General features: G+C 53.3%; 5 protein-coding genes. 1 reads left to right on the forward strand and 4 read right to left on the reverse strand.

Going from position 1 to position 7,193, the window contains the following annotated elements; translation table 11 throughout:
• Window positions 1–484, reverse strand: a 484-nt coding sequence (locus tag H5U36_07875) for a QueT transporter family protein (protein ID MBC7218039.1), incomplete at its 3' end; no start/stop codon positions are given.
• Here H5U36_07875 and H5U36_07880 point away from each other — a divergent pair.
• Complete coding sequence (locus tag H5U36_07880) at window positions 420–2,336, forward strand: penicillin-binding protein 1A (GenBank protein ID MBC7218040.1); 1,917 nt, start codon at window positions 420–422, stop codon at window positions 2,334–2,336. The genes H5U36_07875 and H5U36_07880 overlap by 65 nt on opposite strands.
• On the opposite strand, the gene H5U36_07885 is transcribed toward H5U36_07880, so the two are convergent.
• The 3 genes from H5U36_07885 to pheT form a co-directional block, all read right to left on the reverse strand.
• Window positions 2,337–4,676 (reverse strand): endonuclease MutS2, encoded by a 2,340-nt coding sequence (locus H5U36_07885; protein MBC7218041.1) that lies wholly within the window; start codon window positions 4,674–4,676, stop codon window positions 2,337–2,339.
• Window positions 4,642–5,208, reverse strand: coding sequence for a CvpA family protein (locus H5U36_07890; protein ID MBC7218042.1), 567 nt, complete (start codon window positions 5,206–5,208; stop codon window positions 4,642–4,644). Before H5U36_07890 ends, H5U36_07885 begins: the two co-directional genes overlap by 35 nt.
• A partial coding sequence (gene pheT / locus H5U36_07895) for a phenylalanine--tRNA ligase subunit beta (GenBank protein MBC7218043.1) occupies window positions 5,201–7,193 on the reverse strand: 1,993 nt, incomplete at its 5' end. The genes H5U36_07890 and pheT, both read right to left, overlap by 8 nt.

Here is a 7,193-nt window from a genome sequence, read left to right on the forward strand (position 1 = left end):
GGTACGGAACCTTAAGAAGGTATGAAAGGTAGAGAGCCACACCGAAGCCGTTGATGAAAATCGGTGGAAGTGGCGCAAGAAAGGATCGAGGGACGCGAGAGGTCCACCATGCAGCACAAAACGTACAGAGGGTACCGAAGAAGAAATCAAAGAATCCAAGACCCCCAAGAAGGTTAGCAAGAAAACATCCCAAAGTGAGTCCCCAAACGGTTTCAGGAAAAAGGTATGGGAGCACCGTAAGGGCCTCAGCAACCCGTACCTGCACTGGACCGTAGGCAAAAGACGAAAACGGTGGCAGCACCACGAGGAGCAAGTAGAGTGCCGCCACGAAAGCTGCCCGTACGACGCATACTGTTCTATTCTCCGGGGTTTTGTGGTACCATATCATGGCACATATTATACCAGCAAAGACAGAGACGATGAGAAAAAAGAGATCCCGAAAGATATCGCTTTTTGCGCTTTCTTTTACCCTCGGCCTTGCCATAGGAGGCATCGTCTTTTGTGGCGCGTCTTTCCTCTTCTTCAAAGACCTTCAGGGTATTTCAACCCAGCTTGAAAGTTTCACCCCTTCCCTCACCACGCGAATCTACGACCTCAACGGAAAGCTCATCGGGGAATTCTTCACCGAACGGCGAGAATACGCTCGCCTTGAAGAAATCCCTCCTCTCCTCCAGAAAGCCTTCATCGCCAGTGAGGACCAGAACTTTTACCAACACCCCGGCATAGACCCTTTGGGCATCCTTCGAGCGATGTGGCAGAACCTCCTCAATTTCCGGGTGGTAGAGGGGGGAAGCACCATCACCCAGCAACTCTCACGAAGCCGTTTCCTGGACAATCGCAGGAATCTCGAACGCAAAGTTAAAGAAGCCCTTCTTGCCCTTATCCTCGAGCGGAAGTACACCAAGGACGAAATCCTTGAAGCCTACCTCAACCAGATTTACCTTGGACATGGGGTGTACGGTGTCAAAGCAGCAGCTCGGCTCTACTTTGGGAAAGAACTCAAAGACCTGAACCTTGCAGAGATGGCCATGCTTGCAGGCATTGCCCGTTCCCCCTCGTACTTCTCTCCATACGTGGATCTTGCCGCTGCCCAGCGACAAAAGCGGCGGGTTTTGCGACGCATGCTTGAGTGTGGTTTCATCACCAAAGAAGAATACGAGGAGGCTGTAGCTACCCCTGTGGTCCTCTCGGGTCTTGAGCGACGAGCCTCAATCTGCCCCTATTTTCTCGACTACCTTATTAAAGAGCTTCGCGCCAACGGCTTTGAGGACCAGCAGATTTTCAGCGGAGGCCTTAAGGTGTACACAACTCTCGACACAGACATTCAGAAAATAGCTAACGATGCTCTTGCAAAAAGCGGGTACCAAGGAGCGATTCTCTGCATCGACCCTAAAAATGGATACATCAAGGCCATGGTCGGAGGACGAAACTACGAAGAGAGTAAGTTCAACCGAGCGACCCAGGCATACCGGCAACCTGGGTCCACCTTCAAGCCCTTCATATACGCTGCCGCCCTGGACAGCGGTTTCACTCCAAGCACAGTCCTTGTCGATGAACCTCTCGAGTTCCCAAATGGATGGAAACCCCAAAACTACGAACGAATCTTTCGGGGGCCTATGACCCTGCGAGAGGCTTTGGAGAAATCGGTCAACATCATTGGCATCAAGCTCCTTCAAGAGACTGGCATCGACAAGGTCATTCAGTACGCCAAAAGAATGGGAATTCGAAGTCCTCTGAGGCGCGATCTCTCTCTTGCCCTCGGCACTTCAGAGGTCACTCTTCTGGAACTCACCACAGCCTATGCCGCCTTCGCAAATAGCGGTATGGTCCCCGAGCCCATGGCCATCCTACGGGTAGAGGATGCAGAAGGGCGCATCCTCTACGAGCGAACGCCAACTCTCCGGAGAGCCCTGTCTCCAGAAACAGCGTACATCATGGCACGCCTTCTTCAGGGGGTCGTTGAGCGAGGAACAGGTCGAAGAGCAGCTATCGGAAGGCCAGTAGGAGGGAAAACCGGTACAACAGAGGATTTCATCGATGCCTGGTTTGTAGGATTCACACCGGACCTTGTGTGTGGGGTATTTCTCGGCAACGATGACCGAAAGCCCTTAGGACCCCAGAAAACCGGAGGGATAATCGCTGCACCGATTTTTGCTCAGGTCATGAAAGAAGCCCTAAAGAATGTTCCCCCCCACGACTTCACCCAACCTGAGGGAATCGTGGAGGTTGAGGTTTGCGCCAAGACAGGACTTCTTCCCTCTCCCTCCTGCAAAAAACTCGCCCTTCCCTTCAAAAGAGGAACAGCTCCAAGCACCCTCTGCACATCGTGTCCGTAGTTACCCCCGTAGCGTCACCACCGTCACCCCAAGGCCTCCCTCCTCGGGCCTACCGAGCCGGAAATCCTCCACGTGGGGATGATTTCGGAGGAACTCGTGGGTAACCTGACGAAGCTTTCCTTCTCCTTTCCCATGGATAATGTATACGGTCTTGAACCCCGCAAGAACTGCTCGATCGAGGTACTTTTCGAGCACAAGAAGAGCTTCATCTGCTCGAAGGGCCCGAATAGTCACTTCGTTGGAAATGCGCTCCTTCGGGAGAAACGGGGTAACAACCACAGATGGAGTACTCTGGGGCAGAGGCTCTGCGCTCCGTCGCAAACGATTTGGGGTAACCCTCACCCTCCGGTCACCAACAGCAACAAGAACTTCCCCTCTCTTTGTATCTACTGAAAGGACCACGCCTTGCCCCAAAGGGTCGACAAAAACCACATCCCCCTCATGGAATTCCTCCGCTGGCTCTGGCTCTTCCTTGAAAGAGTCAAGGTACCTCTGTCCCTCGGCAAGGATGGTGCGGAGCTCTCGGTACTTCTCGTCGTCGAGCTCTTTTGCCTTTCGCAATTCCCCTACGAGACGGGAAATTTCCTTCTCCTTTTCCCTGAGGTAGGTCTCCACTTCCTCACGGAGAATCCTCTTCAAGTTACGACGTTCCCCTTCAAGAGTCTTTCGAAGGAATGCCACTTCCTCCTTTTCTCGCTGTACCTTCAGGAGTTCTTGTTCAAGTTCGCGGCGGAGTTCTTCTGCCTTCTCCTTCTCTTTGGAAAGAGCAATCAAAAGTTCGTTGAGTTCGACCTCTTCTTTCCGGAGAAAACAGAGGGCCCTTTGCACGATGTCCTGGGGAATCCCAACTCTCTCAGCAATGGTGATGCCGTAACTCCCCTCAACGCAGCCCACAACAAGGCGATACGTAGGCTTAAGGGTCTCAGGGTCAAAGGAAAGGGAGGCAGGAAGGACTCTTGGAGAGCGAAGGGCGTACTCGCGAAGCGCAGGAAGGTGAGTGGTGGCAATGCAAGTAACACCCCGCTCCTGCAGGTACTCAAGAAACGCTATGCCAAGCGCTGCTCCTTCGTTGGGGTCTGTTCCAGCTCCGAGTTCATCAATCAAAAAGAGGCTCGTCGGCCCTGCCTCCTTGAGGGCATCGCGCCAGAACACCATGCGGGAGGTGAAGGTACTCAGGCTACTCTCAAGATCCTGGTGGTCCCCTACGTCGACGAAGAGATGTTCATAGAGGGGAATAGAGGAGCCTTCCCCGAGAGGGGCAGGGATACCGCAGAAAGTGAGCGTCACAAGAAGAGCAATGGTCTTCACGAGTACTGTTTTGCCTCCACCATTTGGACCGCTCACCAAAACTGTGCTCTGCTTTTGAGGAACCTCAAGGTCGAAGGGCACTGCTTGATCCCCAAGGAGAGGATGTCGACCACCACGAATAGAAAGAATCTCCCCTCCTACCTTTGGGATGCACCCCCTCCACCGTTCCCCAAGCTTCACCTTCGCTCTGGCAAGATCGAGCTCCACAAGGGATGCAAAGGTCTCCTGAAGAGCCTGTGCGTGAGGTCGCAACCGCTCCGTTAAAGAGGACAAAATTCGGGCAATCTCTTCCTCTTCAAGGGCCGCAAGGGCCTCAAGTTCTCCCGTGAGCTCTGCCACCGACCAGGGTTCGATGAAAAGCGTGGACCCACTCGAAGAATAGTCAACGACAAGCCCCTTGATTACCCCCCGGAACTGGGATTTTACCGGAAGGACGTATCTTCCCTTTCGTACCGTGAAGAAAGGTTCTTGAAGGCACCGCGCAATTCTGGAATCCTGGAGCATACGGTGGAGGGTATCTTCGATCTTTGCCCTGAGATCTTCCCTCTTTCTCCTGATGTTCCAGAGCCTTTCACTGGCCGTATCGAGAATCTGCCCATCCTTTGAGAAAATCCGGTCGAAGTGGCGCAGAATCCCCGAGAAGTCCCGAACTCTTTGGAAATACCAGGAAGAAAGGAGCGGATACTTTTCACTGAGTTTTCTCTCCTCCACAAAGTGACGTATGTCGCAGGACATGAGGAGGAACCGATGCATCTTTTTTGCTTCCTCGAGGGACAAGCGGCTTCCGGGAATAGCAAGAACCCTAAGCAGAGGACGGATATCCGGGAACTCTCCAAAGGGGATATCGCCATCAAAACGAAGGAGGTCTCGGAGTTCCCGGATCATTTCAAGGTACGTGGGAAGAGTTTCCTTTGGGAGGAAGGAGAGATTTCGGGCTTTCTCCTCAGTCGCTGGACAGGTGCAAAAGGTGGCAAGGAGCTCGAGAATTCTATCGTACTCAAAACTCGTGAGTATCTTCTGAGAAACCTTCATTTTGGAGTGCCGCTCCCTTAGCAAGCCAGGGTCTCAGGAAAGCAATCTGGGGGAATTGACTGACAAAGCGATCCACGTACTCTATAGCCGGAAGCGTAAAGTTTTTGTAGAAGCGGGAACGAGCGATTCCTTCTTCGAGGAAACGGAGGTATGCCACATTGGCCACGAAAACAGTTATGATGAGAACCCAAAGCATTCCCTTCAAAAGCCCGACGAAGAACCCTAAAAGGGCATCTACCCAGAGAATGTCAAGACGTTCAAAGACTCGCCGGAGACGGATACCAAAGAACGAAAAGACCATAACGATGGGGAGGAAGAAGAGGAAGAAGCTCACCAACCCAAGCCATGGGCTTTCCCACCCGAAGCGGAGACGGAAAAAGGCAACCACCTCTTCGTAGTACCTGAGACCGAGAAGCAATCCACATATAAGACCTATGAAGACCAGGAATTCCTTGCTAAAGCCTCGAAGAGCACTGCGTGCTGCACTGATGGCCAGAATGGCAAAGCAAAGAAGTGTGTACCAGTCATTCATGAGGAATCGTCATCTCTTCCCGTAGCACCACCCTCCCCGTTCGCTTCAGGCTTTCTTTAATAATCTGCACCCATGCAGCAACTTCTTCCTCGGCAAGGGTCCTATCCGGAGCACGAAAGACCAACCGAAAGGCGAATCCCTTTTTGTCAGGAGGGAGGGGATTCCCCGAGAACACATCAAAGAGAACAAACTCCTCCAGAGCCATTCCATGCCTTTTTGCTTCTTCCTCCACCCGAGAAGCCACGAAGGACCAGGGAGTTGAGTGATCAACCACCACGGCTATATCCCGAATCACGCTGGGGAAGGAAGGCAAGGAGAACTCTCCAAAGAAGGGGGAAGAGGACATTTCCCCAAGAAGGTCAAGGGAAATCTCAAGGTAGTACACCTCTCCGTCGATGTCGTGCTCCCGAAGAAATGGAGTCGGAACCCTGCCTCCAAAGCCGATGAAGACTTCTCCGGTTTTTGAGGCGTACACCGCAAAAGCCCTGTCCTCTTCAAGGAACGGGAATGTCTCTTTCCGGCACTCAAACCCCTGCGGAGAGAGTCGCGCAACTTCTCCAATCTCTTCGAGAATTCCCTTCAGGGAGAAAATGTCCCAGGAAGTCCTTCGCCAGAGGGAAGGCTCCACGTAGCTCCAAAGGAGTACCCCAAGGCGCTCCTCCTCCACAAACTGGTCCCCTCTCCGAAGGAAGACCCGTCCCACCTCAAAGAAACCAGGACTCCGACGCCCCCTTCGAGCATTCAAGGCCACAACTCTCAAAAGTCCAGGAAAAAGGGAGGGACGAAGGACGACATGGTCCCGGGAAAGAGGATTAAGAACTCTTGCTACATCCTCCACACCCAGAACTTCTGCTTCATCCTCATCGACAAGGGAAAGGGTCACCACCTCGTACAGACCACGGTGTACGAGATGTTCTCGGATTCTCGTAATTAAGGATTCCTTCTGGGGAATGTTCCCAGGGTCGAAGGCAAAGGAGGGAAAGGAAGAAATGATGCTTCCATACCCGTGAACCCGACCCACTTCTTCGACGATGTCAATGGCTTCCCGTACGTCGGAACGCCAGCTTGGAACACGGACAGAAAGTACCTCACCCTCTGAGGTTACCCTAAAACCGAGAGCCTCAAGAATACCCGTAATCTCCTCACGCGAAATAAAAGAGGAGAGTCTCTGTGTTATGAAGTTCACAGGAACTTGGACTTCTCGCTCCACATAGGGAGGCTGACCGCTCACCAACCATCCTGCCGCCACCTCTGCTTGTCCCTCCTCCACAAGGAGCGCAACTGCTCGAGAGGCTGCCTGGAGGACACAAAGAGGGTCAACCCCTCGTTCAAAGCGAGCCGAGGCCTCGGTACGCATTCCCAAAGCCCGAGCAGTTCGCCGAACCGAAACCCGGTCAAAGAGCGCCGCCTCAAGGAAAACCTCCCGGGTAGAAGGTCCAACCTCGCTCTCCTGCCCCCCCATGATGCCGGCAATAGCGATAGGACGGAAAGCGTCAGCAATGACAAGCATCCCCTTCTCAAGCGCCCTCTCCTCCCCATCGAGGGTAACGAGACGCTCATTCTCCCGAGCCTCCCGGACACGGACAACTCTCCCCCGGATTCGGGAAGCATCGAAGGCATGGAGTGGCTGACCCATCTCGAGCATTACGAGATTCGTAATATCCACGACGTTGTTGATGGGCCGCATTCCCCCAAGGAGGAGATCCCGAACAATCCAGAAAGGCGAGGGCCGAACCACAAGAGAAGGAATGTACTTCCCGGTGTAGTAGGGGCAAAGGTGAACCGCCTCGTTCTCTAAGGAGAAATCGTGTCTTATGTCTTTCTCAGGGTATCGGATCTCTGGAAGCACGAGAGGAATTCTGCAAGAAGCGGCAATTTCTCTCGCCAGCCCAAGAACGGAGAGACAATCCCCCCGATTCGCAGTCACCTCAACCTCGAAAACCGTATCATCCCCTACGAGGGCTTCGTAGACGTCGTCTCCCTCC

Origin of the sequence: Candidatus Caldatribacterium sp., assembly GCA_014359405.1 — a bacterium.
Taxonomy (GTDB): domain Bacteria; phylum Atribacterota; class Atribacteria; order Atribacterales; family Caldatribacteriaceae; genus Caldatribacterium; species Caldatribacterium oleiphilum.